This is a genomic window from Serratia sp. CoH_134_PS_4 (assembly GCF_058190535.1).
In genome coordinates this window covers 65,880-92,845 of record NZ_JBXWKI010000007.1, presented here as the reverse complement: position 1 = coordinate 92,845, position 26,966 = coordinate 65,880, and the positions used below count along the sequence as shown (strand labels likewise).

At 54.8% G+C, this 26,966-nt stretch carries 25 protein-coding genes and 4 tRNA genes; 18 read left to right on the top strand and 11 right to left on the bottom strand.

The features are described from left to right. Positions 1–12: 12 nt before the first annotated feature. The 4 genes from AC2FCQ_RS12930 (at position 13) to AC2FCQ_RS12915 (ending at position 512) form a co-directional block, all read left to right on the top strand. Positions 13–89 (top strand) — tRNA-Arg (locus AC2FCQ_RS12930). A 64-nt stretch (positions 90–153) separates the two neighbouring features. Next, positions 154–229 (top strand) — tRNA-His (locus AC2FCQ_RS12925). Positions 230–272: 43 nt separating this feature from the next. Beyond that, positions 273–359, top strand: a tRNA-Leu gene (locus AC2FCQ_RS12920). Between the two features lie 76 nt (positions 360–435). Beyond that, positions 436–512: transfer RNA gene (locus tag AC2FCQ_RS12915), tRNA-Pro, on the top strand. A 31-nt stretch (positions 513–543) separates the two neighbouring features. Here AC2FCQ_RS12915 and AC2FCQ_RS12910 read toward each other — a convergent pair. The 5 genes from AC2FCQ_RS12910 to hemC all read right to left on the bottom strand — a co-directional run bounded on the left by AC2FCQ_RS12910 (position 544) and on the right by hemC (position 5,413). Next, a complete protein-coding gene (locus tag AC2FCQ_RS12910; protein ID WP_265556409.1) occupies positions 544–786 on the bottom strand; it encodes a hypothetical protein in 243 nt (80 codons plus the stop codon). A gap of 603 nt (positions 787–1,389) precedes the next feature. Then, positions 1,390–2,583, bottom strand: coding sequence for a protoheme IX biogenesis protein HemY (gene hemY, locus AC2FCQ_RS12905; RefSeq protein WP_265556408.1), 1,194 nt, complete (start codon positions 2,581–2,583; stop codon positions 1,390–1,392). 3 nt (positions 2,584–2,586) lie between these two features. Further along, complete coding sequence (hemX, locus tag AC2FCQ_RS12900; protein ID WP_209637814.1) at positions 2,587–3,711, bottom strand: uroporphyrinogen-III C-methyltransferase; 1,125 nt, start codon at positions 3,709–3,711, stop codon at positions 2,587–2,589. 23 nt (positions 3,712–3,734) lie between these two features. After that, a complete protein-coding gene (gene hemD, locus AC2FCQ_RS12895; protein ID WP_490308354.1) occupies positions 3,735–4,475 on the bottom strand; it encodes a uroporphyrinogen-III synthase in 741 nt (246 codons plus the stop codon). Next, complete coding sequence (gene hemC / locus AC2FCQ_RS12890; RefSeq protein WP_490308353.1) at positions 4,472–5,413, bottom strand: hydroxymethylbilane synthase; 942 nt, start codon at positions 5,411–5,413, stop codon at positions 4,472–4,474. The genes hemD and hemC overlap by 4 nt, the downstream gene beginning before the upstream one ends. A gap of 316 nt (positions 5,414–5,729) precedes the next feature. Between hemC and AC2FCQ_RS12885 the strand changes: the two genes are divergently transcribed. Further along, complete coding sequence (locus AC2FCQ_RS12885) at positions 5,730–8,282, top strand: class I adenylate cyclase (RefSeq protein ID WP_209637809.1); 2,553 nt, start codon at positions 5,730–5,732, stop codon at positions 8,280–8,282. A gap of 46 nt (positions 8,283–8,328) precedes the next feature. Here the strand turns inward: AC2FCQ_RS12885 and cyaY are convergent, their stop codons facing one another. Then, complete coding sequence (gene cyaY / locus AC2FCQ_RS12880; protein ID WP_209637807.1) at positions 8,329–8,649, bottom strand: iron donor protein CyaY; 321 nt, start codon at positions 8,647–8,649, stop codon at positions 8,329–8,331. 78 nt (positions 8,650–8,727) lie between these two features. Between cyaY and lptM the strand changes: the two genes are divergently transcribed. From lptM to uvrD, 6 genes are all read left to right on the top strand, one after another. After that, positions 8,728–8,925 (top strand): LPS translocon maturation chaperone LptM, encoded by a 198-nt coding sequence (gene lptM, locus AC2FCQ_RS12875; RefSeq protein ID WP_314590912.1) that lies wholly within the window; start codon positions 8,728–8,730, stop codon positions 8,923–8,925. Positions 8,926–8,983: 58 nt separating this feature from the next. Beyond that, positions 8,984–9,808 carry a diaminopimelate epimerase gene (gene dapF / locus AC2FCQ_RS12870; RefSeq protein WP_209637803.1) on the top strand — a complete coding sequence of 275 codons (825 nt, stop codon included), beginning with the start codon at positions 8,984–8,986 and terminating at the stop codon, positions 9,806–9,808. Then, positions 9,805–10,509 carry a DUF484 domain-containing protein gene (locus AC2FCQ_RS12865; protein ID WP_209637801.1) on the top strand — a complete coding sequence of 235 codons (705 nt, stop codon included), beginning with the start codon at positions 9,805–9,807 and terminating at the stop codon, positions 10,507–10,509. Before dapF ends, AC2FCQ_RS12865 begins: the two co-directional genes overlap by 4 nt. Next, a complete protein-coding gene (gene xerC, locus AC2FCQ_RS12860) occupies positions 10,506–11,417 on the top strand; it encodes a tyrosine recombinase XerC (protein WP_490308352.1) in 912 nt (303 codons plus the stop codon). Before AC2FCQ_RS12865 ends, xerC begins: the two co-directional genes overlap by 4 nt. After that, the gene (yigB, locus tag AC2FCQ_RS12855; protein WP_490308351.1) at positions 11,417–12,133 is read left to right on the top strand and encodes a 5-amino-6-(5-phospho-D-ribitylamino)uracil phosphatase YigB; all 717 of its coding nucleotides are present in this window, start codon (positions 11,417–11,419) and stop codon (positions 12,131–12,133) included. Before xerC ends, yigB begins: the two co-directional genes overlap by 1 nt. A gap of 179 nt (positions 12,134–12,312) precedes the next feature. Next, on the top strand, positions 12,313–14,475 hold the full coding sequence (gene uvrD / locus AC2FCQ_RS12850; RefSeq protein ID WP_209637796.1) for a DNA helicase II: 2,163 nt from the start codon (positions 12,313–12,315) through the stop codon (positions 14,473–14,475). Positions 14,476–14,613: 138 nt separating this feature from the next. On the opposite strand, the gene AC2FCQ_RS12845 is transcribed toward uvrD, so the two are convergent. Then, entirely contained in the window at positions 14,614–15,087 is a 474-nt protein-coding gene (locus AC2FCQ_RS12845; protein WP_209637794.1) for a WbuC family cupin fold metalloprotein, read from the bottom strand. Positions 15,088–15,532: 445 nt separating this feature from the next. Between AC2FCQ_RS12845 and corA the strand changes: the two genes are divergently transcribed. Together corA and AC2FCQ_RS12835 are read left to right on the top strand one after the other, a co-directional pair. Continuing rightward, positions 15,533–16,483 (top strand): magnesium/cobalt transporter CorA, encoded by a 951-nt coding sequence (corA, locus tag AC2FCQ_RS12840; RefSeq protein WP_265556405.1) that lies wholly within the window; start codon positions 15,533–15,535, stop codon positions 16,481–16,483. A 110-nt stretch (positions 16,484–16,593) separates the two neighbouring features. Further along, positions 16,594–17,652 carry an AbrB family transcriptional regulator gene (locus tag AC2FCQ_RS12835; protein ID WP_490308349.1) on the top strand — a complete coding sequence of 353 codons (1,059 nt, stop codon included), beginning with the start codon at positions 16,594–16,596 and terminating at the stop codon, positions 17,650–17,652. Between the two features lie 8 nt (positions 17,653–17,660). On the opposite strand, the gene rarD is transcribed toward AC2FCQ_RS12835, so the two are convergent. Continuing rightward, the gene (rarD, locus tag AC2FCQ_RS12830) at positions 17,661–18,548 is read right to left on the bottom strand and encodes an EamA family transporter RarD (protein ID WP_209637787.1); all 888 of its coding nucleotides are present in this window, start codon (positions 18,546–18,548) and stop codon (positions 17,661–17,663) included. A 64-nt stretch (positions 18,549–18,612) separates the two neighbouring features. Then, entirely contained in the window at positions 18,613–19,083 is a 471-nt protein-coding gene (locus AC2FCQ_RS12825; protein ID WP_037426267.1) for a thioesterase family protein, read from the bottom strand. A 201-nt stretch (positions 19,084–19,284) separates the two neighbouring features. Between AC2FCQ_RS12825 and pldA the strand changes: the two genes are divergently transcribed. The 3 genes from pldA to rhtC all read left to right on the top strand — a co-directional run bounded on the left by pldA (position 19,285) and on the right by rhtC (position 22,785). Further along, positions 19,285–20,163 (top strand): phospholipase A, encoded by an 879-nt coding sequence (gene pldA / locus AC2FCQ_RS12820; protein ID WP_209637783.1) that lies wholly within the window; start codon positions 19,285–19,287, stop codon positions 20,161–20,163. Positions 20,164–20,313: 150 nt separating this feature from the next. Beyond that, the gene (recQ, locus tag AC2FCQ_RS12815; protein WP_314590897.1) at positions 20,314–22,146 is read left to right on the top strand and encodes an ATP-dependent DNA helicase RecQ; all 1,833 of its coding nucleotides are present in this window, start codon (positions 20,314–20,316) and stop codon (positions 22,144–22,146) included. A gap of 12 nt (positions 22,147–22,158) precedes the next feature. Then, positions 22,159–22,785, top strand: coding sequence for a threonine export protein RhtC (rhtC, locus tag AC2FCQ_RS12810; protein WP_209637779.1), 627 nt, complete (start codon positions 22,159–22,161; stop codon positions 22,783–22,785). 125 nt (positions 22,786–22,910) lie between these two features. On the opposite strand, the gene rhtB is transcribed toward rhtC, so the two are convergent. Next, positions 22,911–23,531, bottom strand: coding sequence for a homoserine/homoserine lactone efflux protein (gene rhtB, locus AC2FCQ_RS12805; RefSeq protein WP_209637778.1), 621 nt, complete (start codon positions 23,529–23,531; stop codon positions 22,911–22,913). A gap of 135 nt (positions 23,532–23,666) precedes the next feature. On the opposite strand from rhtB, the gene pldB reads away from it, so the two are divergent. Together pldB and yigL are read left to right on the top strand one after the other, a co-directional pair. After that, complete coding sequence (gene pldB / locus AC2FCQ_RS12800) at positions 23,667–24,704, top strand: lysophospholipase L2 (RefSeq protein WP_265556400.1); 1,038 nt, start codon at positions 23,667–23,669, stop codon at positions 24,702–24,704. Between the two features lie 11 nt (positions 24,705–24,715). Continuing rightward, positions 24,716–25,516 (top strand): sugar/pyridoxal phosphate phosphatase YigL, encoded by an 801-nt coding sequence (gene yigL / locus AC2FCQ_RS12795; protein WP_209637773.1) that lies wholly within the window; start codon positions 24,716–24,718, stop codon positions 25,514–25,516. A gap of 152 nt (positions 25,517–25,668) precedes the next feature. Here the strand turns inward: yigL and glpQ are convergent, their stop codons facing one another. Then, positions 25,669–26,748, bottom strand: coding sequence for a glycerophosphodiester phosphodiesterase (gene glpQ, locus AC2FCQ_RS12790; protein WP_209637771.1), 1,080 nt, complete (start codon positions 26,746–26,748; stop codon positions 25,669–25,671). Between the last annotated feature and the right edge of the window lie 218 nt (positions 26,749–26,966).

Sequence of the window (26,966 nt, the reverse complement as noted above, 5' to 3'; positions counted from 1 at the left end):
CAACGGCGCTATGCGCCCGTAGCTCAGCTGGATAGAGCGCTGCCCTCCGGAGGCAGAGGTCTCAGGTTCGAATCCTGTCGGGCGCACCATTAAGTTTGTGTGCAAGAGCTGCGGTGGTAGTATTACCGCGTGAAGTAGTAAGAAGTAGAAATGGTGGCTATAGCTCAGTTGGTAGAGCCCTGGATTGTGATTCCAGTTGTCGTGGGTTCGAGTCCCATTAGCCACCCCACTTCCTAAGAGAAGTGAAGAATTTTAAGCTGTTTTGTGACTGTGCGAAGGTGGCGGAATTGGTAGACGCGCTAGCTTCAGGTGTTAGTGTTCTTACGGACGTGAGGGTTCAAGTCCCTCTCTTCGCACCACACACAAAATGTCTAATAAATTTAATATTTACATAGACATAAGCGATAAAATTTAGTAGTATCTGCAACAAGAAATCGGCGAGTAGCGCAGCTTGGTAGCGCAACTGGTTTGGGACCAGTGGGTCGGAGGTTCGAATCCTCTCTCGCCGACCACATTCAAAGAAACCGACGAAAGTCGGTTTTTTTACGCCTGGAGTTTATGGGATGAGGCAAAACTGTCTGGAACAGTTTTGAACAGCGCTTTAGCGTTGGCCCGTAGGGCAAGCATCGAAGATGCGCGTAATTCTCTCTCGGCGACCATATTCAGAAAAGCCCGTTCAGCAATGAGCGGGCTTTTCGCTTTCTGCCATTCGGCCAACAGTATGCCCCTTTCCCCAGCGCTGTTTAATGTTTTCGCCGCACTCTCGCAGGCGTGTTGGTTTTCCACGACAATCGCATGGTGCATTGTCGCCAGGATGAGACATATAATACATTGATTTATATATATAAAAATTGCTTTAGCTTAAGTCGTCGTTATAAGGCGACATATCTTCTGGCATAGGGTGATGGAGCGGATAACAGGTGGCTGAAAGCACGATGCATGTTAGTGTGATTAAATCTGTTTTAATTCAGTGTGATAGATGAAATGTTTATAAACATTGATGCTGTTTGAAAAAGTTGGCACGCCAAGTGCAATATCTACCTCGTAGATGCTCATTCCACTTCTTATGTTCGCCTTAGGCTTCATAAACCCTGGGAATGACGCAGAGCCGATTTAGGGTGCCTATTGCCCACCAGAACGATGTCAGCGTTGCTTACAGCCACTGACATCACACTCCGGGCATAACGTTGAGTGAGGCACCGCCCCTGTTGTCCTAGACCTGATTGCTTTTTTATACACTTGCCACCGCGGCAAGTGTTTTTTTTTGCCCATACCCTTCATATTTGAAGCTGCATCTGTGTCGCTGCGTTTGTGCGCCTCAGACATAGGATAAAGAGAATAAAAAAAAGCGCGCCGAGTGGCGCGCCTTGAAGACAAAGCATTGTCGCGTTAGTCGCCGTTTTGCTTCAGAGTCAACATTAGACCTTCACGTCGCATCTGAGCTGCCTCATCTGAACGGTGCAGCTTATCCAGCACGTCAGCCAGCCAGGCATAATCGTAGGCATCCGGGCGTTGTTTCAATGCTTCCCGCAATGCATCGGCGGCCTGTTGCCATTCACCGTGTTTCATCAACAACTGCCCCAGCGTGCTGTTTAGCAGCGGTGTGGCACCGTGTTGTTTCACTTGCTGACGCAACGCTTTCTCCAGCTGCTGTGGATTCCCTGACTTCAAACGAGGGATCAGCAACACCAGTCGCTCGTCATATTGACGTTTCAGGCTGTCGAGCACGATTTCCTGTGCTAATTCGTGATCATTGCATTCGATCAGATGTTCTACCATCGCAATTTGCAACGGAACTTCATGGCGGGTTTTACGGCTTTGATCTTTCCACCAACGCTTCAGGCCGTCGCTGCCTTCATCTGCCATTGCCTGATTCATCAGGCCAATATAAGCCTGTTGCTGCAATGCTTGCAGTTCAGCTTCGGTATGCAGATTGATCTTGCTCATCGATGGCAAGATCTCAAGCAATGAGGCAAAGGCACCGGTACGCAGATAAGCCATTTCCGCCAGTCTTAACACTTCTGGGTGACGGGGCGCTTGGTTTAGCAGGCGATCGACACCGTGACGCGCAGCATGGTTTTCACCCTGTGCGAGTTGAATGCGTACGCGAGTAATGTCTACCGGCAACTGATCGGTGTCGGCGGCTTCGGCGGCGCGTTCCAGATATTGATTGGTGCGGAAGTCGTCGCCGCGTTGCTGTGCAGCTTCGGCGGCCAAGAGGTAGTTTACGACCGGCTGCTCCGCGTGATCCGCGTTGCGCGTCAGCAGTTTCTCAACTTGTTTGTAATCACCTTCGGCCAGTTTGATCAGTGCAGCCTTGGTTTGCTTGCGAGCACGGGTGCGCTTACGGCCGATAAACCAGCCACGGGTACGGGCTCCTGTACGGAAGAGGCGGCGCAGGATCCATTCGATCACCAACAGCACCACAAACAACAAGACGCCCATGATCACCAGACCGGTGACACTGGTTTCAATGTTGTAGTTATCGGTCTGAATCAGCACATAGCCCTGATGGCCGGCCAACATCGGCCCAACCACCACACTGGCAATTAACACCAGGAACAGAAATAGCACGCGTAACATGGCTTATCCCTCCTGGTGGGCTGCAGGGGACTGGGCCATCAGATTACGCACCCGGGTCTGCATCAGTTTTTCCAGCAGTGGCTGGCTTTTCAGGTGGTCCGGCACGTCCATTGTGATCGACTGCTGGCTCAGCGCATCCAACTCTTCCAGGAACGCTTTCGTGGCGGGATCGGTGGTATCGAAGTACGCGCGGACCCACGTAGAAATGGTTTCCAGCGACTGTTTATACACTTCATTTTGATGGCGTGGGATTGCCTGGGCGGCAACTAACAGGCGTGAGCGAATATTTTCGCGCAGGTAAATGTCCTGATTCGGTGCCAGCAAGGGCTCTGCACTGCTATCACGGCGGCGGACCGTAATAAAGTCGGCCATAAAGTTATGCCAGCTTTTCGCCAGGTTTTGCCGCCATTCGCCGATAGAACTGGACAGCTCGGTGCTGTCTTGGTCCATTGGCGCTTCGTCACGGTCGTTATCCGCCAGGCGCAGATTATCAACCTGGTTGGAGAGCTGATTGGTTTTGAGAATGATGCCATCGAAATCTACCTGGGTAAGGGTAGATAGCGTGCTGATATCTTCGGTGATGGCGCGACGAACCTCGAGCAGGCTTGGGTCGTTCATGTCAGCCAGGCTGGCGTCGGCGCTTTTTAGCAAGGCTGCGGCGGTCGTGACGTCCTGATCGCTCCACAGTTTACGCCCGGCCATTTTCACCAAGAAGTCGGCCTGCGCCAGCAACCAGGTTTTGGCGTCGCTGCCGGAAATAATGGCGACTTTTTCTTGCAGCTCATTAAGCTGGCGTGCCAGGGTCGCTTGCTCACGATCGGCAGCATCCAGCGTTTTACCCTGTTGCTGCAGCAGCCCTTCCAGCGCCCCTCTTTCTTGCTGTTGGCTCTGTTTCAGGGCTTCAAGCTGCTGCTGCAAGGTTTGATTGGCGGCAATGAGCTGCTGTGCTTGTCGATGTGTGTGGTAATAACCGCCGGCGGCCAAAGCAATAACCAGCACGATGGCAATTGCGCCTAATACCGGGCCGGTATTTTTACCTTTGCGCTTGTCAGCGTCTGGCTGCTGGGGGCTCTCAACCGCTGTGGTTGGCTCTTCAACCGGTGCGGATGGGGTATTTTGTTCCGTCATAGTGGCACATCCCATAGTCAGGTTTATTGTAGCGCGCGGATCAGCGCGTCATTATCGGCATTATCAGCTACCCGAATTGTGCTCCAGCCCAATTCCTGGGCGAGGGTAGCCAAACGTTCACTGACGACGACCAGGCGGCAACGTAATAGCCACGAAGAACAGTAGTAATCAGGAACTAAAGTATAGAGCTGTTGTAACATTTCACCGCTGGTGACGACCAGTGTATCAACACCGGCGCGCTGCCAGTGGGCGCTTTGTTCGCTACCATCATAATGCACCGGGCTACGTTGATAACATTCATAATAGCTGACGGCAGCGCCACGCTCGCTCAAGGTATTGCCGAGCAGCTCGCGTCCACCGTTGCCGCGTAGGATCAGTGCCTGTTTGCCGTCGAGTTTCTGTAAGGCAGGCAGTAGCAACAAGGTTTCGCTGATCTCCTGCTCACGTGGGTACTCCACCGGCAGGCTGGTGATCCGGTGCATCGCCAGCGCGGTGGTGCGGCCGATAGCATAATAGGTCAGTCTGGCGGGCCATGACAGCCCGACGCGGCCCATCACCGAGTTGGCGTAGCTCACCGAGTGCTGAGACAGGATAAACACCAGATCGCCATCGTTAAGCTGCTGCAATGCCTGTGGCAATTTTGGCAGATCGCCGCCGGGGGCGAAATCGATCAGCGGTGCATGATAGGCAACCCGGCCGAGCGCGCGCAGTCGGCTTACCAGTTCTTCTCCTGACGGAGAGGGGCGGGTCACCAGTATCGTCATGCCGGGGGATTTCCCTGATAAACATCCTGCAAAATTTCACGTGCGCCTTTCGCCAGCAGCTCTTCTGCCAGCTCAACGCCCATCTGTTCAGCTTGTGCTGCCGGGCCGCGACGCTCGCCGCGTACCATCTGGCTGCCATCGGGGGAGCCGACCAGCGCCCGTAGCCACAGGCTATTGCCATCCAGCTCGGCATAGCTGCCGATGGGTACCTGACAACCGCCTTCCAAACGGGTGTTCATCGCACGTTCTGCGCGCACACGGATTTCGGTTGCCGCGTGATTGAGCGGCGCCAACAAGGCGCGGGTAGTTTCATCGTCGAGGCGGCACTCAATGCCGACAGCACCCTGACCGACAGCCGGAAGGCATTCTTCCGGGGTCAGCGGGCTGCGGATACGCTGTTCCAGCCCCAGGCGATTCAGCCCCGCGACGGCCAGAATAATGGCGTCGTAATCGCCGTTATCCAGTTTTGCCAGGCGTGTTCCGACATTACCGCGTAGATCGCGCACGATCAGATCCGGGCGGCGCTCACGCAATTGGCACTGACGGCGTAGGCTGGACGTGCCGACTACGCTGCCGTGCGGCAGTTGATCGAGCGAGTCGAAACGGTTGGAAACAAATGCGTCGCGCGGATCGTCACGCTCACAAATGGTCACCAAATCCAGACCCTCGGGAAAATCGACCGGGACGTCTTTCATCGAATGGACGGCGATATCCGCACGGCCATCCAATAACGCCAATTCAAGTTCCTTAACAAACAGCCCTTTACCACCGACTTTCGCCAGTGGTGTATCCAGAATAATGTCGCCCCGCGTAACCATTGGCACCAGTTCGACCTGTAGGCCCGGGTGGCTGGCCATCAGTCGCTGCTGCACATAATGTGCTTGCCAGAGAGCGAGTGGGCTTTGGCGGGTGGCAATTCGAATAATTTTGTCTAACATGGTTGTTACCGTTTTTATAATTCGCTATTCATCCTACCACTGAGTACGAAAAGTGTCAGTGCAAGAAGCCACAGGCGGATAAAGGACAACGGAATCAACGGGACGTGTGATGTATTTTGGGGCAGTTAACACTGCGGGTAAATCGTTTAGAGTGGCGCTACAATAATAGTGAAGCGTTACTTCCTTTACGGTCAATCAGCAAGGTGTTAAATTGATCACGTTTCCAGCAATAAGTTGCCAAATATTCTTCCAACACTAACGGCGCTTATGGAATACGGGTTTTTTTCTAAACACCGGGATAATCAGGCGAGACGTCTTGTACCTCTACATCGAGACACTGAAGCAGAGACTGGATGCGATCAATCAATTACGAATCGATCGCGCCCTAGCGGCCATGAAGCCCGCGTTCCAACGGGTATACAGTCTGCTGCCTACCTTATTGCACCACCACCACCCACTGATGCCAGGTTATCTGAACGGTAACGTTCCCCATGGCGTTTGCCTCTACACGCCTGATGAAACCCAGCAAGAATACCTCAATGATTTAGAAGACAAATGGGGCAGCCCGTTTGATAAGCTGGCCAGCGGTGAACTGCCGATTACCGGGGTTTACTCCATGGGCAGCACCTCGTCGATCGGTCAAAGTTGCAGTTCGGATCTCGACATCTGGGTATGCCACCAGTCTTGGCTGGACAACGAAGAACGCAATCGTCTGCAACAGAAATGCAGCCTATTGGAAAAATGGGCTGCGTCGATGGGGGTTGAGGTTAGCTTCTTCCTGATCGACGAAAACCGCTTCCGTCACAACGAAAGCGGCAGTCTGGGTGGTGAAGACTGTGGCTCTACCCAGCATATTTTGCTGTTGGACGAGTTTTATCGCACCGCGGTGCGGCTGGCCGGCAAACGCATTTTATGGAATATGGTGCCGGGCGAAGAAGAAGCGCATTACGATGAATATGTGCTGTCGCTGTACTCGCAAGGGGCGTTAACGCCGAACGAATGGCTGGATCTCGGCGGCCTGAGTACGCTGTCGGCAGAGGAATACTTTGGTGCCAGCCTGTGGCAACTGTATAAAAGTATCGACTCGCCGTACAAAGCGGTACTGAAAACCCTGCTGCTGGAAGCCTATTCCTGGGAATACCCCAATACGCAGCTGTTGGCGATGGGCATCAAGCAGCGTCTGCATCAGGGCGAGATCGTCTGCTTTGGTCTCGACGCTTACTGTATGATGCTTGAACGCGTCACGCATTATCTGACTGAAATCAACGACACTACCCGCCTCGATCTGGTCCGCCGCTGCTTCTATCTCAAAGTCTGTGAAAAATTGTCGCGTGCCAATGCTTGCGTTGGCTGGCGTCGTGAAATTCTCAGCCAGCTGGTTAGCGAATGGGGCTGGGACGAAGAGCGCCTGGCGATCCTGGATAATCGCGCCGGCTGGAAAATCGAACGGGTACGTGAAGCGCACAACGAACTGTTGGACGCGATGATGCAAAGCTATCGCAACCTGATCCGTTTCGCCCGTCGTAACAATCTTAGCGTCAGCGCCAGCCCGCAGGATATTGGCGTGCTGACCCGTAAGCTGTATGCCGCGTTTGAAGCCCTGCCTGGCAAGGTAACGCTGGTGAACCCGCAGATTTCGCCAGATCTGTCGGAAGACGACTTAACCTTCATTCATGTCCCGGTTGGCCGCGCCAACCGTACCGGCTGGTATCTGTACAATCAAGCTCCGGCCATGGACTCTATCGTCAGCCATCAGCCGCTCGAATATAACCGCTATCTGAATAAATTGGTGGCCTGGGCCTATTTCAACGGCCTGCTGACGCCGAAGACCCGGCTGCACATCAAAAGCGGTAACCTGTGCGACACGGCCAAACTGCAGGAGCTGGTGGCCGACGTGTCGCACCACTTCCCGCTGCGGCTGGCAGCGCCTACGCCAAAAGCGCTGTACAGCCCGTGTGAAATCCGCCATTTGGCGATTATCGTCAATCTGGAAAACGATCCGACCGCAGCCTTCCGTAATCAGGTGGTGCATTTCGATTTCCGTAAGCTCGATGTGTTCAGTTTTGGCCAGCAGCAGCAATGTTTGGTAGGCAGTATCGATCTGCTGTACCGCAATTCGTGGAACGAAGTGCGTACTTTGCATTTCAGCGGTGAGCAATCGGTGTTGGAAGCGTTGAAGACTATTCTTGGCAAAATGCATCAGGATGCCGCTCCGCCGGAGTCGGTCGAGGTGTTCTGCTATAGCCAGCATTTGCGCGGCCTCATCCGTACGCGTATACAGCAGCTGGTTTCTGAATGCATTGAGCTGCGCTTGTCCAGCACACGCCTGGAACCGGGTCGTTTCAAAGCGGTTCGCGTTGCCGGACAAACATGGGGCTTGTTCTTCGAGCGCCTGAGCGTGTCGGTGCAGAAGTTGGAAAATGCGGTGGAATTCTACGGCGCCATTTCGAACAACAAATTGCATGGTCTGTCGATCAAAGTTGAAACCGATCAGGTGCATTTGCCTCCGGTAGTGGATGGCTTTGCCAGTGAAGGGATCATCCAGTTCTTCTTCGAAGACACGTCGGACGATAAAGGCTTTAACATCTATATTCTGGATGAGTCTAACCGGGTTGAGGTGTACCACCATTGTGAAGGCAGTAAAGAGGAGCTGGTGCGCGATGTCAGCCGTTTCTACTCTTCCTCACATGACCGCTTCACGTACGGTTCAAGCTTTATCAACTTCAACCTGCCCCAGTTTTATCAGATCGTGCAGCTCGATGGCCGCACTCAGGTCATCCCGTTCCGCAGCAATGTATTGTCGAGCCTGTGCGTTCCCCTGACCGAGGGTGCAACGCTGCCGCTGAAGCAGCAGTTTCAATTGCATTGATTTCACAGGGGCTCAACGTGCTGAGCCCCCGTGAACGCCACCATACTTAGGCAAATGCCACATCTTCGCCGGCCTGTGCGCTGGCCGCTTCACTCAGTAACGGGTAGAAGGCGCGACCGCTGCGATCGCAGACCCACACGCCGTCACGGTAGTTAAAGTGGTAGCCGCCGGTTTTGGTCGCCAGCCAAACCTGATGCAGCGGCTCCTGGCGATTGATCACAATTTTGGTGCCATTTTCGAAGCTTAACGTCATTACTCCGCCGTTAGTTTCGTAATCGATGTCTGCATCGCCGTCAAAATCGTCCAGTGTCTCTTCAATATTAAGCATCAGTTGGTCAGCCAACTGGTGAAACTCACTGTCGTTCATATTCAATTCCTATTGCTTTTCATGATCCACCTGCGATTATAGAGACCTTGGACGCATGAATTACAGGCATTAATGCAAATGAAAAAACAACTACGCTATGCGCTGATGGCAGTGCTGTTTACCGGGCTCTCTGGCTGCGGTCTGAAAGGCCCGCTGTACTTCCCTCCAGCCGATCCGGCCAGCAAGAAACCTCAGGTTCAGACTGGCGATCAAGTACAGAAAAATCAGCAGGAGCTTTCTGGGTCTCAGCAAAAACCGTCGATGAGCGACCAGTAACATCTTGTTTGCGGCGGCGTGGGCCATCGCAAACTCAAGACGGATAGCGGAGTATGATATGCAGTTCTCCAAAATGCACGGTCTGGGCAACGACTTTATGGTGGTCGATGCCGTTACACAGAATGTCTATTTTTCACCCGAGCTGATCCGCCGTTTGGCCGATCGGCACTTGGGCGTTGGCTTTGACCAGATGCTGGTGGTAGAACCGCCTTACGATCCTGAACTGGATTTTCACTACCGTATTTTTAACGCTGACGGCAGCGAAGTGGCGCAGTGTGGTAACGGTGCCCGCTGTTTCGCCCGTTTTGTGCGATTGAAAGGGCTGACCAATAAGCGTGATATTCGCGTCAGTACCCAAACGGGGCGTATGGTGCTGAGCGTCACCGATGACGATCTGGTTTGTGTGAATATGGGCGAGCCAAACTTCGATCCTCAGGCCGTCCCTTTTCGTGCGACCAAAGAAGAAAAGACGTACATCATGCGTGCGGCCGAACATACAGTGTTGTGTGGCGTGGTGTCGATGGGCAATCCGCATTGTGTTTTACAGGTGGATGATGTAAAAACCGCCAAGGTGGAGTTGCTTGGACCGGTACTGGAGGGGCACGAGCGCTTCCCGGAACGGGCCAATATCGGTTTCATGCAAATTGTCAGCCGTGAGCATATCAAACTGCGCGTCTATGAACGTGGCGCTGGCGAAACGCAAGCTTGCGGCAGCGGCGCTTGTGCTGCAGTGGCGGTGGGGATTCAACAAGAATTGCTGTCAGAAGAGGTGCATGTAGAACTGCCGGGTGGCAGCCTGCATATTCGCTGGAAAGGACCGGGCAGCCCGCTGTTTATGACCGGTCCGGCAACCCATGTATATGACGGATTTATTCATCTATGAAGAGCGTTGAGGACCAGGCTGTCGCGGGCATTGAGCTTGACGATGACGCCGTAATGCAGTTTTTACTGCAAAACCCAGATTTCTTTATCCGCAATGCGCGTTTGGTGGAACAGATGCGCGTTCCCCATCCCGTTCGCGGCACTGTGTCGTTGGTCGAGTGGCATCTGGCCCGCCAGCGTAATCATATCAATCAGTTGGAAGAAGAAATCACGCTGCTGATGGAGCAGGCCAGTGCGAACGAAACGCTGTTTGCCAGCCTGTTGCATTTGCAGGCCAATCTGGCCACGGCCAGTAGCTTGCAGGATATGCTCAACCGCCTGCAACGCTGGGCACGCGGATTCGGTCTGGCCGGTGCCAATATCCGTCTGTTTTCAGAAAGCTGGAAAATTGGCGCGCCTTCCGACTTTACGCATCTTGGCCTGACGCGTTCGTCATTTGAGCCGTTGCGTATTCAGCGCTTGGGCGATCAGCAACATTTCCTTGGGAGCCTTAACGGTCCTGAGTTGTTGCTGTTACTGCCACAGGCCAAGCTGGTCGGTTCGGTAGCGCTGTCGATGCTGGGTGATAATGGTGAGCTTGGCATGGTGATTTTCAGTAGCCGTGATACCCAACACTATCAGCAGGGCATGGGTACGGTGATGCTCAATCAGCTGGCGCGTATGTTGCCTGAACTGCTGGAACGCTGGATCGAACGCGCATGATCCCGTTGGCGGCCAGCCTGCAACAGCCGGTGGACGCTTTCTTGCGTTATCTGAAGGTGGAACGCCAGCTCAGTCCATTGACACAGTTAAGCTATTCGCGCCAGTTGCAGGCGCTGATGGTCTTGACGCAAGAGATGGGCGTGACGGAATGGCCGGCTTTGGATGCTGCCAAAGTCCGTATGCTGGCAGCGCGCAGTAAACGTGCCGGGTTACAGTCTTCTAGCCTCGCGTTGCGCCTGTCGGCGTTACGCAGTTTTCTCGACTGGCAGGTCAGCCAGGGTATGCTGATTGCTAACCCTGCGAAAGGTATCCGAACGCCACGTAGCGGTCGGCATCTGCCGAAAAACATCGACGTCGATGAAATGAATCAGTTGCTGGATATCGATCTTAACGATCCGCTAGCGGTACGCGATCGGACCATGCTTGAGGTCATGTACGGTGCCGGTCTGCGTCTTTCGGAACTGGTTGGGCTGGATTGCCGCCATGTCGATCTGGGTGCGGGTGAAATTTGGGTGCTGGGTAAGGGCAGCAAGGAACGCAAGCTGCCGGTAGGTCGCACCGCGGTGACTTGGCTTGAACACTGGTTGGCGATGCGCGATTTATTTGGGCCGTCAGACGATGCGATGTTCCTGTCTAATCAAGGTAAGCGTATCTCGACCCGCAACGTGCAAAAGCGTTTTGCCGAGTGGGGCATCAAGCAGGGCGTTAACAGCCATATTCATCCGCACAAACTGCGCCACTCGTTTGCAACCCATATGCTGGAATCGAGCGGCGATCTGCGTGCGGTACAGGAACTGCTGGGCCACGCCAACCTGACCACCACTCAAATCTATACCCACCTCGACTTTCAACATCTGGCGACCGTGTACGATGCAGCGCATCCACGTGCCAAACGGGGGAAATCCTGATGCATTTTTATCGTCCGCTGCGGCCGTTGGCGGCGTTGACCTTTGATCTGGACGACACGCTGTACGACAACCGTCCGGTGATCAAACAGACTGAGCTGCAGTCTGTGGCCTTTTTGCAGAATTACCATCCTGGATTGAACCACTTCCAGTCGGCGGATTTTCACCGCCTGCGTCAGGAACTGCGTGAACAGGACCCGGAAATTTATCATGACGTCACCCAATGGCGTTGGCGGGCGATCCACCTGGCGCTGAGCCGTCAGGGGCTGCGTGATGCTGAAGCCGCCGATGGGGCGGATGCGGCAATGCAGAACTTTGCGCTGTGGCGTAGCCGCATTGATGTGCCTGAAGCAACCCATGCGACGTTGAAAGCCTTGGGTGAACGTTTTCCGCTGGTGGCGATCACCAATGGCAATGCCGATCCTGCGCTCTGCGGGCTGGATGGTTACTTTCAGTTTGTGTTGCGTTCGGGGCCGGATGGCCGCGCCAAACCTTATCAGGACATGTACCAGCTGGCCGCCGAACGGTTAGGGATCGCGCCTCAATATATTCTCCACGTTGGTGATGACTTGACCACTGACGTCGCCGGGGCGTTACGTTCCGGCTTACAAGCCTGTTGGATCAACGACCGTCAACGCAGCCTGATGCAGGCCGCTGACAGTCGCCTGCTGCCACACATTGAGATCGCTCAGTTGGCATCGCTGACAGCATTGTTATAGCCCTTCATGCTTGAAACCGCAGCACCCCAGCCACTGACTGGAGTCAGTTCCTGGGGCTCGCACACTGGCCGCCTTGCTGCAACTTCAATTATTTCGGGTATAATCCCAAATTGACTCTGTATAAATTCACAGTGGAATCGCATTTTTGACGCGCTTTCCCTTACCAATTAATGGTGCCTATGGACGTTTCCGATCTGCTCGACAGCCTGAATGAAAAACAACGCGAAGCCGTGGCGGCGCCACGTGGCAACCTGTTGGTACTGGCCGGCGCAGGCAGCGGTAAAACCCGAGTGCTGGTGCATCGCATCGCCTGGCTGTTGTCGGTAGAGAACTGTTCGCCGTATTCCATTATGGCGGTGACCTTCACCAACAAGGCGGCGGCGGAAATGCGCCACCGTATCGAACACCTGATTGGGACCAGCCAGGGGGGGATGTGGATCGGCACTTTCCACGGCTTGGCTCATCGTCTGCTGCGTGCTCATCATTTGGACGCCAACCTGCCACAAGACTTCCAAATCCTCGACAGCGACGACCAACTCCGCCTGCTCAAACGTATCGTCAAAGCGTTGAATATCGATGAAAAGCAGTGGCCGCCGCGTCAGGCGATGTGGTACATCAACGGCAAAAAAGATGAAGGCCTGCGCCCACAGCATGTTGAAACCTATAACAACCCCGTAGAGGCAACCTGGCTACGTATCTATCAGGCGTATCAGGAAGCCTGTGACCGTGCCGGGCTGGTGGACTTTGCCGAACTGCTGTTGCGTGCCCATGAGCTGTGGCTGAACAAGCCGCATATCCTCAATCATTACCGCGAACGCTTCACCAACATATTGGTGGACGAGTTCCAGGACACCAACAGTATCCAATATGCCTGGATCCGCTTGCTGGCCGGCAATAACAGCAACGTGATGATCGTGGGTGATGACGACCAGTCCATCTATGGATGGCGTGGCGCTCAGGTGGAGAACATCCAACGTTTCTTGAAGGATTTCCCTGGTGCCCAGAGCGTCCTTCTGGAGCAAAACTACCGTTCGACCAGCAATATTCTGAAAGCAGCCAACACCCTGATCGCCAATAACGGCGGGCGCATGGGTAAAAACCTGTGGACCGAAGGCGGGGATGGTGAACCCATTTCCATCTATTGTGCCTTCAACGAACTCGACGAGTCGCGCTTTGTGGTTGGCCGCATCAAGGCCTGGCAGGAGAACGGTGGCGCACTGAATGACTGTGCCATTCTTTACCGCAGCAATGCCCAGTCACGTGTATTGGAAGAAGCGTTATTGCAAACGGCAATGCCGTACCGCATTTACGGCGGACAACGCTTCTTCGAGCGTCAGGAGATCAAGGACGCATTGGCCTACCTGCGGTTGATCGCCAATCGTAACGACGATGCGGCGTTTGAACGTGTGGTAAATACCCCAACGCGTGGCATTGGTGACCGGACGCTGGACGAAGTGCGTCGTACAGCACGCGATCGCCAACTGACGTTGTGGCAGGCCACCCGTGCGCTGTTGCAGGACAAAGTGCTGGCTGGGCGCGCGGCATCTGCGTTGCAACGTTTTACCGAACTGGTGGACGCACTGGCGCACGAAACCGCCGATATGCCGCTGCACGTTCAGACTGACCGGGTGATCCGTGATTCGGGCCTGTTCATTATGTATGAACAGGAGAAGGGCGAAAAAGGCCAGGCGCGTATCGAAAACCTCGAGGAACTGGTAACCGCAACGCGCCAGTACAGCTATCAGGATGAAGATCAGGATCTGATGCCGCTGCAGGCATTTCTTTCACATGCGGCACTTGAAGCGGGTGAGGGGCAGGCCGATGCTTATCAGGATGCGGTGCAGTTGATGACCCTGCACTCGGCCAAGGGGCTGGAGTTTCCGCTGGTGTTTATCGTCGGTATGGAAGAGGGGATGTTCCCAAGCCAAATGTCGCTGGATGAAGGTGGGCGCTTGGAAGAAGAACGCCGTCTGGCCTACGTTGGCTTGACGCGTGCCATGCAGAAATTGACGCTGACCTACGCCGAAACACGCCGCCTGTACGGCAAAGAGGTTTATCACCGCCCTTCACGTTTCATCGGTGAACTGCCGGAAGATTGTGTGGAAGAAGTGCGTTTGCGCGCCAGTGTCTCGCGGCCGGTGAGTCATCGCCGTATGGGTACGCCGATCAGTGAAAACGACACCGGTTATAAGCTGGGCCAGCGAGTGCGTCACCCCAAGTTTGGTGAAGGGACCATCGTCAATCTGGAAGGCAGTGGTGAACACAGCCGGCTGCAGATTGCGTTTCCAGGGGAAGGGATTAAGTGGCTTGTCGCCGCCTACGCCCGCCTGGAAACGGTGTAACTTATACTCGTTATACTGCTGGCTGCACCTGTTTTACCCCAGGCACGTGGTTCACTCAACGCCTGGGGATTCAGGGTCTCGCGGCCTTCATGCGACTCGAATTAAGCCGAGCATATTGCGGCGGTTTGAAGAACCGCCTCAGTGAGCGAAACGGTCACCCACTTGCGCAGTGGCATACCAACGCATCACCGCTTCGGTGCCTTCAGCCCCTTCTTGCGGTGCCCACTGCATGCAGTCTTCTTCAGACAGCGCCTGATAAGGCCCTTGTTTCACCTCAAAAACCACACCACCTGGATCAACCGACAGCACGGCATGCCAGGTATATGCCGGCATTTCCAGCACTTTGGTTTCTTCACCGAGCAGGGTTCGCTGGGTGACGACGCCCTCTTCGTTAAATTGCAGTACTACAAAGCGTCCGCGCAGCGGGGTTAACAGTTCCCAGGTTTGCGGATGACGGTGTGGGCGGATATAGGTGCCGGGTTCCATGGCAATCGCCAATCGTTGTACCGGATCGCTCAACTCGTCGTGTAACGTGCGGTGCGCGCGCAGGCGTGCCACTTTGGCGGCCTGTTCACTCATGGTGGTCAGGTCGTGGGCAGTAATCTGTTTCATTCGTAAAGTCCGCAAGCTTATCGTGGCGTAATCTTAGCAACATTCTTGGGCGTGGTCAGAGATCGCCGCGACTTTTTCGTTACCGTTTATCGCGGATTAAGCCGAATTTATCCTATTCGTCATAGCGATGAATTGTTGCGCAATTATCGTGCCTAACGTGTTGACAGACTTTTTCTTCTCGGCGTAACATGCGCGCACTATTATCAATGAGGACATACGCCTTGGACACACCCAGTAGATACTGGCTCACTGACCTGGACAACAACAGGTACAACTTCTAAGGCTATCCTATTGAGCTGATAGCCTTCGTGGTTGTCGGCGACCTCTTAAGTGTCGCTACGAGTCAGATCCTTCATGGTCTGAAACAAGCTGGTGATGCAACACCCCCTCTGTTTCTGTGCTTCCACGCGTTGTTTACCCCTGTCACCCTAAGGGAGTTTGGCACATGCTAAGCGCGTTTAAATTAGATAACAGCCGCCTGTCCCGTCTGGAGTTGGATGAATCCGATGATCTGACCACATCATTGTGGGTTGATCTGGTTGAGCCGGAAGAAGGCGAGCGTGAGCGCGTTCAAAGCGAGCTGGGCCAAAGCCTGGCGACACGCCCGGAGCTAGACGATATCGAAGCCTCCGCGCGTTTTTTCGAAGACGAAGACGGTTTGCATATCCACTCCTTCTTCTATTTTGAAGATGCGGAAGATCATGCCGGTAACTCCACGGTGGCCTTCACCATTCGTGATGGCCGCTTGTATACCCTGCGTGAGCGCGAGCTGCCGGCGTTTCGCCTGTATCGTATGCGTGCCCGTAACCTGACGATGGTCGACGGCAATGCCTACGAGCTATTGCTGGATCTGTTCGAAACCAAGATCGAACAGTTAGCCGACGAGATCGAAAACGTCTACAGCGATCTGGAAAAACTCAGCCGGGTGATCATGGAAGGCCATCAGGGTGACGAATACGACGAAGCGCTGTCAACGCTGGCAGAGCTGGAAGATATCGGCTGGAAAGTGCGCCTGTGTTTGATGGATACCCAACGTGCTCTGAACTTCCTGGTGCGTAAGGCGCGGTTACCGACCGGTCAGTTGGAACAGGCGCGTGAAGTGCTGCGTGATATCGAATCCCTGCTGCCGCACAACGAATCGCTGTTCCAGAAAGTGAACTTCCTGATGCAGGCAGCGATGGGCTTTATCAATATTGAGCAGAACCGCATCATCAAGATCTTCTCGGTGGTGTCCGTGGTGTTCCTGCCGCCAACGCTGGTGGCCTCAAGCTACGGGATGAACTTTGAGTTTATGCCAGAGCTGAAGTGGTCGTTTGGCTACCCTGGTGCTATCAGCCTGATGATCCTGGCAGGGTTAGCCCCCTATCTGTACTTCAAGCGCAAGAACTGGCTTTAACCTGAGGGGCGAACTTGTTCGCCCGATATTTCTGCCTAACCCCAGTCTTAGCCTGCAAAAAAGGGGTAGAATGCTCCCTCAGCTTATCTGTCTGTAAGGCGTGAGTTTTGATGGAGAAGTCCCCCCGTTTGATTCAATGGTCAATCCTGCTGCTGGCCTCGCTGGTGCTGGGGTTTGGCCTGCAAACCTTTCATATTCCCGCTGCGCTGTTGCTGGGGCCGATGATTGTCGGTGTGGCGATGGGGCTATTGGGTGCCACGGTACGTATTCCCAGCGCCCTTTTTATCGCTGCGCAGGCGGTACTGGGCTGCATGATTGCGCAAAGCCTTTCCCCTGCGATTCTCACGCCGTTACTCGATGATTGGCCTCTGGTGCTGTTGGTACTGATCGCGACGCTGTTGGCGAGTGGTATTTCCGGTTGGTGCCTGGTGCGCTTTAGCGGTTTGCCGGGGCCTACGGGGGCCTGGGGCTCATCGCCCGGCGGTGCGTCGGCGATGGTGGCGATGGCCGGAGATTTTGGTGCAGATGTCCGGCTGGTGGCATTCATGCAGTACTTGCGGGTGCTGTTTGTCGCGACGGCGGCAGCGTTAGTGGCCCGTATTGGTTTGGGGGATGAAGCGGGCCAGGGTAGCGCAGCATTGGAATGGTTCCCGTCGCTGGATTGGCGCTTTCTGGCGACGTTGGGAGTGGCTATGATCGGCGCGTGGTTGGGGCCCCGGCTGCGTATTCCCTCTGGTGCATTGCTGTTGCCGATGATCGTCGGTGCGGCGCTGCATTCCAGCGGGACGATGGCCCTGCAGGTGCCGGAATGGCTACTGGCGTTGGCCTATACTCTGATTGGCTGGAGTGTTGGGCTACGTTTCACCCGGCCGATATTTTTGTTGGCGCTGCGTACCTTGCCGCAAATGGTGGTGTCGATCGTCGCGCTGATGCTGATTTGCGGCCTGCTGGCATGGATGCTGACGCATTTCCTGCCGGTGGATATGATGACGGCCTATCTGGCAACCAGCCCTGGCGGGTTGGATACCGTGGCGATCATTGCCGCAGGCAGCCGGGTAGATATGTCTTTTGTGATGGCGATGCAGACACTGCGGCTTTTCACCATTTTGCTGACGGGGCCGGCGATGGCGCGGTTTATTTCCAACCGCGCCGCGCCGGCATCAACCTGACGTTTGTTTCAGCGTAGTTTGCGTTGGGTGTAAAGCGCATCCATGATAAACAGAATCAACGCTGCCCAGATAAAGCCGAAGGTCACCAGTTTGTCCTGACCCACAGTTTCACCGTAGAAGGTGACGGCCAGCAGAAACATCAGCGTGGGGCCGAGGTACTGGAAAAAGCCAAGTGTCGACAGGCGTAGGCGGGTCGCTGCGGCAGTAAAGAACAGCAGCGGCACGGTGGTGACGATACCGGCAGCCACCAGCAGCAGGTTTAACGACCCAGGGTTAGCGCCCAGGTGGCTGGTCGGGCTGTCGGCAAACAGGAACAGATACGCCGCCGCCACGGGCAGTAGCCACAGGGTTTCAATCAACATACCGGTCTGTGCGTCTATGGCAATTTTCTTGCGAAGCAAGCCGTAGAACGCAAAGCTGAACGCCAGCCCCAGGCCAATAATTGGCAGAGAGCCAAATTGCCATAGCTGAATCAGTACGCCGGCGAACGCCAATACCACCGCCAGCCACTGCATTCGGCGGAAACGCTCCCCCAGGAACAACATCCCCAACAGCACGTTCACCAGCGGGTTAATGAAATACCCCAGGCTGGCCTCCAGCATATGGTGGTTATTCACCGCCCAGATAAACAGCAACCAGTTGCCGCCGATCAGCAGTGCTGTCACCGCCAGCAGCAACAGCCGTTTGCGGTTGTGGCAGGCGGCACGCACCTGTGGCCAATTGCGGCCCAGTGAGATCAGCGCCAGCATAAAGAAGAATGACCAAATGACCCTGTGAGTGAGGATCTCATCGGCAGGGACCTGTTGGATCAGTTTGAAATAGGCCGGAGCAATGCCCCAAATAAAATAGGCAGCAAGAGCAAAGAAGATGCCCTGCCGCGTTTGCTGTGCGTCCATGACGATACTCAGATGGGTAAAACGGAGGTGCGGTGAGTGTACTGAAGACGCTCACCGCATACAATCACCCGACCAGGTAGGTGGCGGTGGCACTGGCAATATGCAGGCCATCGTGGTTATGCAGTTCAACGCGGGCGACAGCAACTTTGTTGCCGCTGCGCAAGACGCTGGCCGCAGCCACGAAGTGCTCACCGCGACCCGGGCGTAGATAGTCAACGCGCAGATCGATAGTCCCCATGCGTGACAGGCGAGTAGCGACTTCTTCTTCGAGCAGAGGATCCAGACGCATCAACACACTGCCGGCGCACGCCAACCCTGCGGCGACGTCCAGTACCGACGCGATTACGCCACCGTGCAGGATCTTCTGGGCAGCGTTGCCCACCAACTTGGGCTGGTTGGTGAAACTCAGCTCCACGTAGTCGTCGTCAAAGCGGCGGAGCTCAAGGCCCAGCTCGCGGTTAAACGGCATGTGATAAACAAAGATTTCGCCAATTTTCTGGCGTGCGGCTTCGAGAGTCAGTGGTGTGGTAGACATAAATACCTATGCTTGTTCTGTGTAGTAGGGAAGGTAACTGGTCAGTCCAGGTTAACTGTTTGTTGATATTATGCCTATATTTTGTTGCTTTCCAGACTAATCCAATAAATACACGTCACGCTGCTGTAAAGCCGCCTTTGTGTGTAAAATGGCCTGTTTTTATTTCAGAGTTTGTCATTTTTTGTTGGGGTGAGGAACGTTATGCGCATTTTGTCAGGGATCGTTTTAGCCACGCTGGCGGTGCCGCTGGTGGTTCAGGCGGAAGAGGCCAAAGAGCAGCAAATTCATGATAAACCGGCGGTGCGCGGCAGCATTATTGCCAACATGCTGCAGGATCACGACAACCCATTTACGCTGTACCCGTACGATACCAACTACGTGTTGTACACCGATACCAGCAATATCAACAAAGAAGCCATCAAGTCCTATAACTGGGCCGAAAATGCACGCAAGGATGAAGTGAAATACCAGCTCAGCCTGGCGTTTCCACTGTGGCGCGGTATTGCCGGCGACAACTCTGTGCTGGGCGCTTCTTACACGCAACGCTCATGGTGGCAGCTTTCCAACCACAGTGAGTCATCGCCCTTCCGTGAGACCAACTATGAACCACAGGTATTCTTGGGCTGGGCGACGGATTACAGCTTTGCCGGTTGGACACTGCGTGACGTTGAAGTTGGTCTTAACCACCAATCCAACGGCCGCTCTGATCCCACTTCTCGCAGTTGGAACCGCGGTTACGCGCGCTTTATGGCGCAAAATGGCAACTGGCAGGTGGATCTCAAACCCTGGTTCCGTTTCTCGGAAAGCGACAGCAGCGACGACAACCCGGATATCACCAAATACATGGGTTACTACCGCCTGAAAGTCGGTTATGCCTGGGGTGACAGCATATTCAGCGTCGACAGCCATTATAACTGGAACAGCGGCTACGGCGGCGCGGAAATGGGCTGGAGCTACCCGATCGGCAAGCACGTGCGTTTCTACACTCAGGTGTTCAGCGGCTACGGCGAATCCTTGATTGATTACAACTTCCGGCAGACACGGGTTGGCGTTGGTGTCATGCTAAACGATATTATGTAATCATACCCTGCGTACTTGAAGCTGCTGCTGTGTTGGCTGCGTAGACTCACCCCCGCTCACTTGGTTGGCCAAGCTCCCGGGGATTCACCTACTGGCCGCCTTGCCGCAGCTCCAATGACTTTGGGAATACCGTTCAAAGTGGGGAAGTGTGTGTCAACCGCAGCAGTGATAAACAAAGAGTTGCTGGCAGAGCAGGTATTACGCGATACCTTCGGCTACCAGCAATTCCGACCGGGTCAACAAACGATTATCAATACGGCGATCGCTGGGCAGGATTGCCTGGTTGTTATGCCGACCGGTGGCGGTAAATCGTTGTGCTATCAAATCCCGGCGCTGGTGATGGACGGCCTGACATTAGTGGTTTCCCCATTGATCTCATTGATGAAAGATCAGGTTGATCAACTGCTGGCCTATGGCGTCTCTGCCGCTTGCTATAACTCGACTCAGACACGCGAGCAACAGCTTGAAGTGATGGCGGGTTGCCGCAATGGCCAGATCAAAATGCTGTATATCGCCCCTGAAAGATTGATGATGGACAGTTTCCTCGATCAGCTCGGGGGCTATCCACCGGCCCTGTTGGCGGTGGATGAAGCGCATTGTATTTCTCAGTGGGGTCACGATTTCCGTCCAGAATACCGCGCGCTGGGGCTGCTGAAGCAACGCTTCCCAGATATGCCGGTGATTGCCCTGACCGCGACCGCAGATGAGTCGACGCGTGGCGATATCGTGCGTCTGTTGGCGCTGCAGGATCCGCTCGTCCAGGTCAGCAGCTTTGACAGACCGAATATTCGTTACACGCTGGTGGAGAAGTTCAAACCGCTCGATCAGCTGTGGCGCTTTGTGCAGGACCAACGGGGTAAGAGCGGTATTATTTACTGCAACAGCCGCGCCAAGGTTGAAGACACCACCGCGCGCCTGCAAAGCCGTGGCCTAAGCGTGGGAGCCTACCACGCAGGGCTGGATAATGAGCGCCGCGCACAGGTGCAGGAAGCCTTCCAACGTGACGATTTGCAGGTGGTGGTGGCTACCGTTGCCTTCGGCATGGGCATCAACAAACCCAACGTGCGTTTCGTGGTTCACTTTGATATTCCACGCAATATCGAATCTTATTACCAGGAAACCGGTCGCGCCGGTCGCGACGGCCTGCCGGCTGAAGCCATTTTGTTGTATGACCCGGCGGACATGGCCTGGCTGCGTCGCTGTCTGGAAGAAAAACCGGCCGGGCAGCAGCTGGATATTGAACGACATAAGCTCAATGCCATGGGCGCGTTTGCTGAAGCGCAAACCTGTCGCCGATTGGTGTTACTCAACTATTTTGGTGAAGGTAAACACCAGAACTGCGGCAACTGCGATATCTGCCTGGATCCGCCCAAGCGCTATGACGGACTGGAAGATGCCCGCAAGGCGTTGTCCTGCGTGTATCGTGTCGGCCAGCGTTTCGGGCTGGGCTATATTGTCGAAGTGTTGCGCGGCTCCAATAACCAGCGTATCCGTGAATACGGGCATGAAAAGTTGCCGGTATACGGCATTGGTCGCGATCAAACCACCGAGCATTGGACGAGCGTACTGCGTCAGTTGATCCACCTGGGTTTTATCACTCAGAACATCGCTATGCATTCGGCGCTGCAACTGACCGAGGCCGCACGCCCGGTACTGCGTGGTGAGCTGGAGCTGCAACTGGCGGTACCGCGCATCCAGAGCCTGAAGGTCCGCAGTAGCGCTAACCAAAAATCCTACGGTGGTAATTACGATCGCAAATTGTTCGCTAAACTGCGCAAGCTGCGTAAGTCGATTGCCGACGAAGAAAATATCCCCCCTTACGTGGTATTCAACGATGCTACGCTGCTGGAAATGGCGGAACAGATGCCAATTAAGGCCGGTGACCTGTTGAGTGTTAACGGTGTCGGTCAGCGCAAGCTGGAGCGTTTTGGCGCCCCGTTTATGGCGATGATCCGCGATCACCTCGATAATGACGAAGATTAAGGGCAATAAATCATGTTGATGCTATTTCTAACCGTGGCTCTGGTGCACCTGATTGCGCTGATGAGCCCGGGCCCAGACTTCTTTTTTGTGTCGCAAACCGCCGCCAGCCGTTCGCGCCGTGAGGCGATGATGGGCGTGGTGGGCATTTCGCTCGGCATCGTGGTGTGGGCGGGGGTGGCGCTGATGGGCCTGCACTTGATCCTGCAAAAAATGGCCTGGCTGCATCAGATTATTATGGTCGGCGGTGGGATTTACCTGTGCTGGATGGGCTGGCAGCTGCTGCGTTCCGCTCGCGCCCAAAACGCGCAATCTGCGCTGGCACCGGAAGTGAAAGTCGCCTTGCCCAAGCCGGGACGCAGCTTTATTCGTGGTTTCCTGACTAACCTGTCTAATCCGAAGGCGGTTATCTATTTCGGCAGCGTGTTTTCACTGTTTGTGGGTGACGATGTGGGGGCCGGTGCGCGCTGGGGCCTGTTTTTGTTGATCATCGCTGAGACGTTTGTTTGGTTCAGCCTGGTTGCGGTGGTGTTTGCGCTGCCAGCGATGCGCCGCGGCTATCAGCGGCTGGCTAAGTGGATCGACGGGCTGGCGGGCGTATTGTTCACCGGCTTCGGCTTGCACCTGATTTTTACCCGCTAGGCTATTTTACTTGCCAGGTTGGGCCCGAGCAGTGCTCAGGAGCCTCACGTACTCCGTGTAGGCTCCGGGTCTTATGCGCTGATCCTCTCCAACCTGTTTGCGATAATTAGGCGTAGAATGCGCTATCAGGCTTTTCTTGCCGTGGCGAGCAACCCGGCCACCAGAATAAACAGCGAACCGAAGATGCGGTTCAGCAGCTGCATTTGGCGCGGCGTTTTTAGCCAACCTGCAATGCGGGTTGCCAGCGTGGCGTAGCCAATCATCACGATGATATCCACTACCACGGTGGTGACACCCAGCACCAGGTACTGTTCGGCCTGCGGCTGGTTGGGCAAAATAAACTGTGGGAACAGCGCGGCCAGAAACACGATGCTTTTTGGGTTGGTCAGATTTACCAGCACCGCACGGCGGAACAGGCGGCGGCGCGGCATCGTACCCGCCAGCGTATGCAGGTCCAGGGCACCGGCGGCGCGCCACTGCTGAATACCGAGCCACACGAGATAAGCAGCACCCAGCCATTTCAGCAATTCAAACGCCATCAGCGATTGTGACACCAACGCGCCCAGGCCAATGCCGACCAGAACGATATGCAAACTCAGCCCAACCTGCAGGCCGGCGATCGATGCTGCCGCGCCACGATAACCGTGGCTGATGCCGGTGCTCATGGTGTTGATCGCCCCTGAACCGGGTGACAGGCTGAGGATAAGGGTTGTTAGCAGATAGGTTAACCACCAGTCTAAGGTCATCGCAGTGCTCCCTGAAAGCGCCAATTTGTGCCAAAATGGTTCGGTTTTTGTAAGAATTGAATCACAATACGCTAGTATTATTTCTTGTGCCAGAAGTCACATTTTTGCCGCTGGCGGCTCAGGGAAAAGCTCTTGATGACGTCGTTTACTCTCAGCACTGATGACTGGTTAACGCGTGAAACGCAGTTCGCTGCCTTCGCCACCGGACCGCTGCTGGATTTTTGGCGGCTGCGTGAAGAAGGCGAGTTCAGCGGGGTTGGCGGTGTGCCAATCCGTTTCGTACGTTTCCGCTCTGCACGTCACCAGCGGGTGGTGGTGATCAGCCCCGGCCGCATCGAAAGTTACGTTAAATATCCTGAGGTTGCTTACGATCTGTTTCATTGCGGCTATGACGTAATGATTCTGGATCACCGCGGGCAAGGCCGTTCAGGCCGTTTGCTGGCAGATACGCACCGGGGTCATGTGATAAACTTTGCCGATTACGTTGACGATTTCGCGCAATTCTATCAGCAAGAAGTGGCACCAGGTGGCTACCGGCAACGTTTTGCGTTGGCCCATTCGATGGGGGGAGCGATCCTGGCGCAGTTTCTGGTACGCCAGCCTCAGAGCTTTGACGCAGCTGCGTTTTGTGCGCCCATGTTCGGTATTTATTTGCCAATGCCCGACTGGATGGCAAACCGTATCCTGAATTGGGCGGAGAAATACCCCGTAGTACGCGACTACTATGCAATAGGCACTGGCCAGTGGCGGCCACTGCCCTATGTCGTCAATGTATTGACCCACAGCCGGGAACGCTATCGGCGCTGTTTGCGTTATTACGCCGATTATCCCGAGTTACAAGTGGGCGGGCCGACTTACCATTGGGTAAGGGAAAGCCTGCAGGCTGGGCGAGAGATTATTGCTCAAGCGGCTAAAATAACCACGCCGCTATTATTATTACAGGCCGGGGAAGAACGGGTGGTCGACAACCGTTCCCACCAGGCTTTTTGTCAGGCATTGTCAGACGCGGGTCATCCCTGTGAAGGGGGTAAACCGCAGGTTATCGAAGGCGCACGGCATGAGATCCTGTTTGAGCGGGACGCGATGCGCGCCGAAGCATTGAGCGCAATCCTGCGTTTCTTTGCTCAACACTTAGGTGGTGCACCTACCGCCGACCACTCCATCAGAGGTTAGAACATACCGCTATGTATCACGTCGTTGCTTCCGATTTAGATGGCACGCTGCTATCACCTGACCATACGCTGTCACCTTACGCCAAAGAGACCTTGAAGCTGCTGACCCAGCGTGGCGTGCATTTTGTTTTTGCTACCGGCCGCCACCATATCGACGTTGCGCAGATCCGCGATAGCCTCGATATCAATGCCTTTATGATCACCTCTAACGGCGCTCGAGTGCACAATACCGACGGCGAGCTGATTTTCAGCCATAATCTGGCCGAAGACATTGCCCGTGATCTCTACGGCATGCTGCATGACGATGCGGACATCACCACCAACGTCTACCGTAACGACGACTGGTACATCAACCGCGAAAGCCCGGAGCAGGAGGAATTCTTCCGCGAGTCGATCTTCACCTACCAGCTGTTCGAGCCAGGCCTGCTGGAAACCGACGGTGTGTGCAAGGTGTACTTCACCTGTGACGATCACGAAAAACTGCTGCCGCTGGAAGATGCCATCAATGCGCGTTGGGGCGATCGGGTTAACGTCAGTTTCTCGTTTCCAACCTGTCTGGAAGTGATGGCGGGCGGTGTGTCAAAAGGGCATGCGCTGGAAGAAGTGGCCAAGATCATCGGCTATACGCTGAAAGAGTGCATTGCCTTTGGCGACGGTATGAATGATCTGGAAATGCTGTCGATGGCCGGTAAAGGCTGCATCATGCGCGACGCGCACCAGCGTCTGAAAGACAAGCTGCCTGAGCTGGAAGTGATTGGCTCCAACGTCGACGACGCGGTACCGCACTATCTGCGTAAGATGTTCCTGGCCTGATAACCCTTCGTTTAGCATTGTTGGCTACGCGCACTTACCCCAGTCACTGACTTGAGTAAGCTCCCGGGGATGCGTTTACTTGTCAGCCTCGCCGGGACGCGAAATCCATTGGGTTGTGACTTATCATGGGGCGCCTTGCGGCGCCCTGATGGTTACTTGTGCTGGCCCTGCTTTTGCAGGAATTGCACGCCCTTGTCAGGGAAGTCGGTGAATACGCCGTCAACGCCTGCTTGGTTGTAAATCACGTCATACAGTTGGTTCACGTCGGTGACGTAGTTCGGTAGCGCATCTGCACGGATGGTGAATGGGTGCACCGCCAGTTTATTGGCATGGGCTTCCTTCACCATGTCGGTCAATACCACCTTGCCGGGCTTGGATTTCTCCGCTACCACCAGCATGTGGTAGTCCGGTCCGATACCGTCGGCGTACTGAGCAATTTGCTTCATCGCGCCTGGTTTGAACATCCAGTCATAGTCGTATTCCACCCACTTGCCATCGGCCTTTTGCTCATAGGTTTCCTGCCACTTGTTATAGGCAATCAGTTGGATCAGTTTCAGATCCATACCCATCTTCGGTTCAAGCTCGGTTTTAATTCGCTTCAGTTCGTTGGCGTCGAAGCATTGCAGATAGACGTTATCGCCTTTGCCGGTATAACCATACTGCTTCAGGACTGACAGCACCTTGCTGGAGATGTCTTTGCCTTCCTGCTTGTGGAACCAGGGTGCTTTGATTTCCGGGTAGATACCGATGTTTTTACCGGTTGAATGGTTCAGGCCCTGAACAAACTCGATCTCTTCCTGGAAGGTATGAACACGGAAGTCGGATTTGCCCATCGGGAAACGGCCTGGGTATCCCTGTACCTTCTTGCCGTTTTCTATCTCAAAGCCTTCGGTAAACTTCAGCGATTTAATTTCCGGTAACGTGAAGTCGATGGCGTAATAGCGACCATCTTTGCGCGCACGGTCTGGGAAACGTTCTGCCACATCGGTGACGCGATCGAGATAGTGGTCATGCAACACCACCAACTCGTTGTCTTTGGTCATCACCAGATCCTGCTCGAGGAAGTCTGCCCCCTGCGCATAGGCCATGGCCTTCGCGGGCAGCGTGTGTTCCGGCAGATAACCGCTGGCGCCACGGTGGGCAATGACTACCTTGTCGGCGGCGTGCGCCGCGCTGACCATTGAGGTCGCCAGGATGATCCCTGTCAGCAGGGCTTTGACTTGAGTCCGCATGTTGTTGTTCTCCGTGTTGTAGGGGCAGAGGGGAGTAAAAAGGCCGCAATGCGGCCTGAGTTTGATGACAAAGTGGTTTTTGAACCCGAGATGCCCGGGCTTAGCGCGCCGAGGGGCGCTCCGGCGGACAAGCCGCTACGACCCCATCGGCACCCTTTCCCTAATAACAGGCTTTGTCAGCAGTGTAAGGCCGCAATGCGGCCTTTAAATAATGCGAC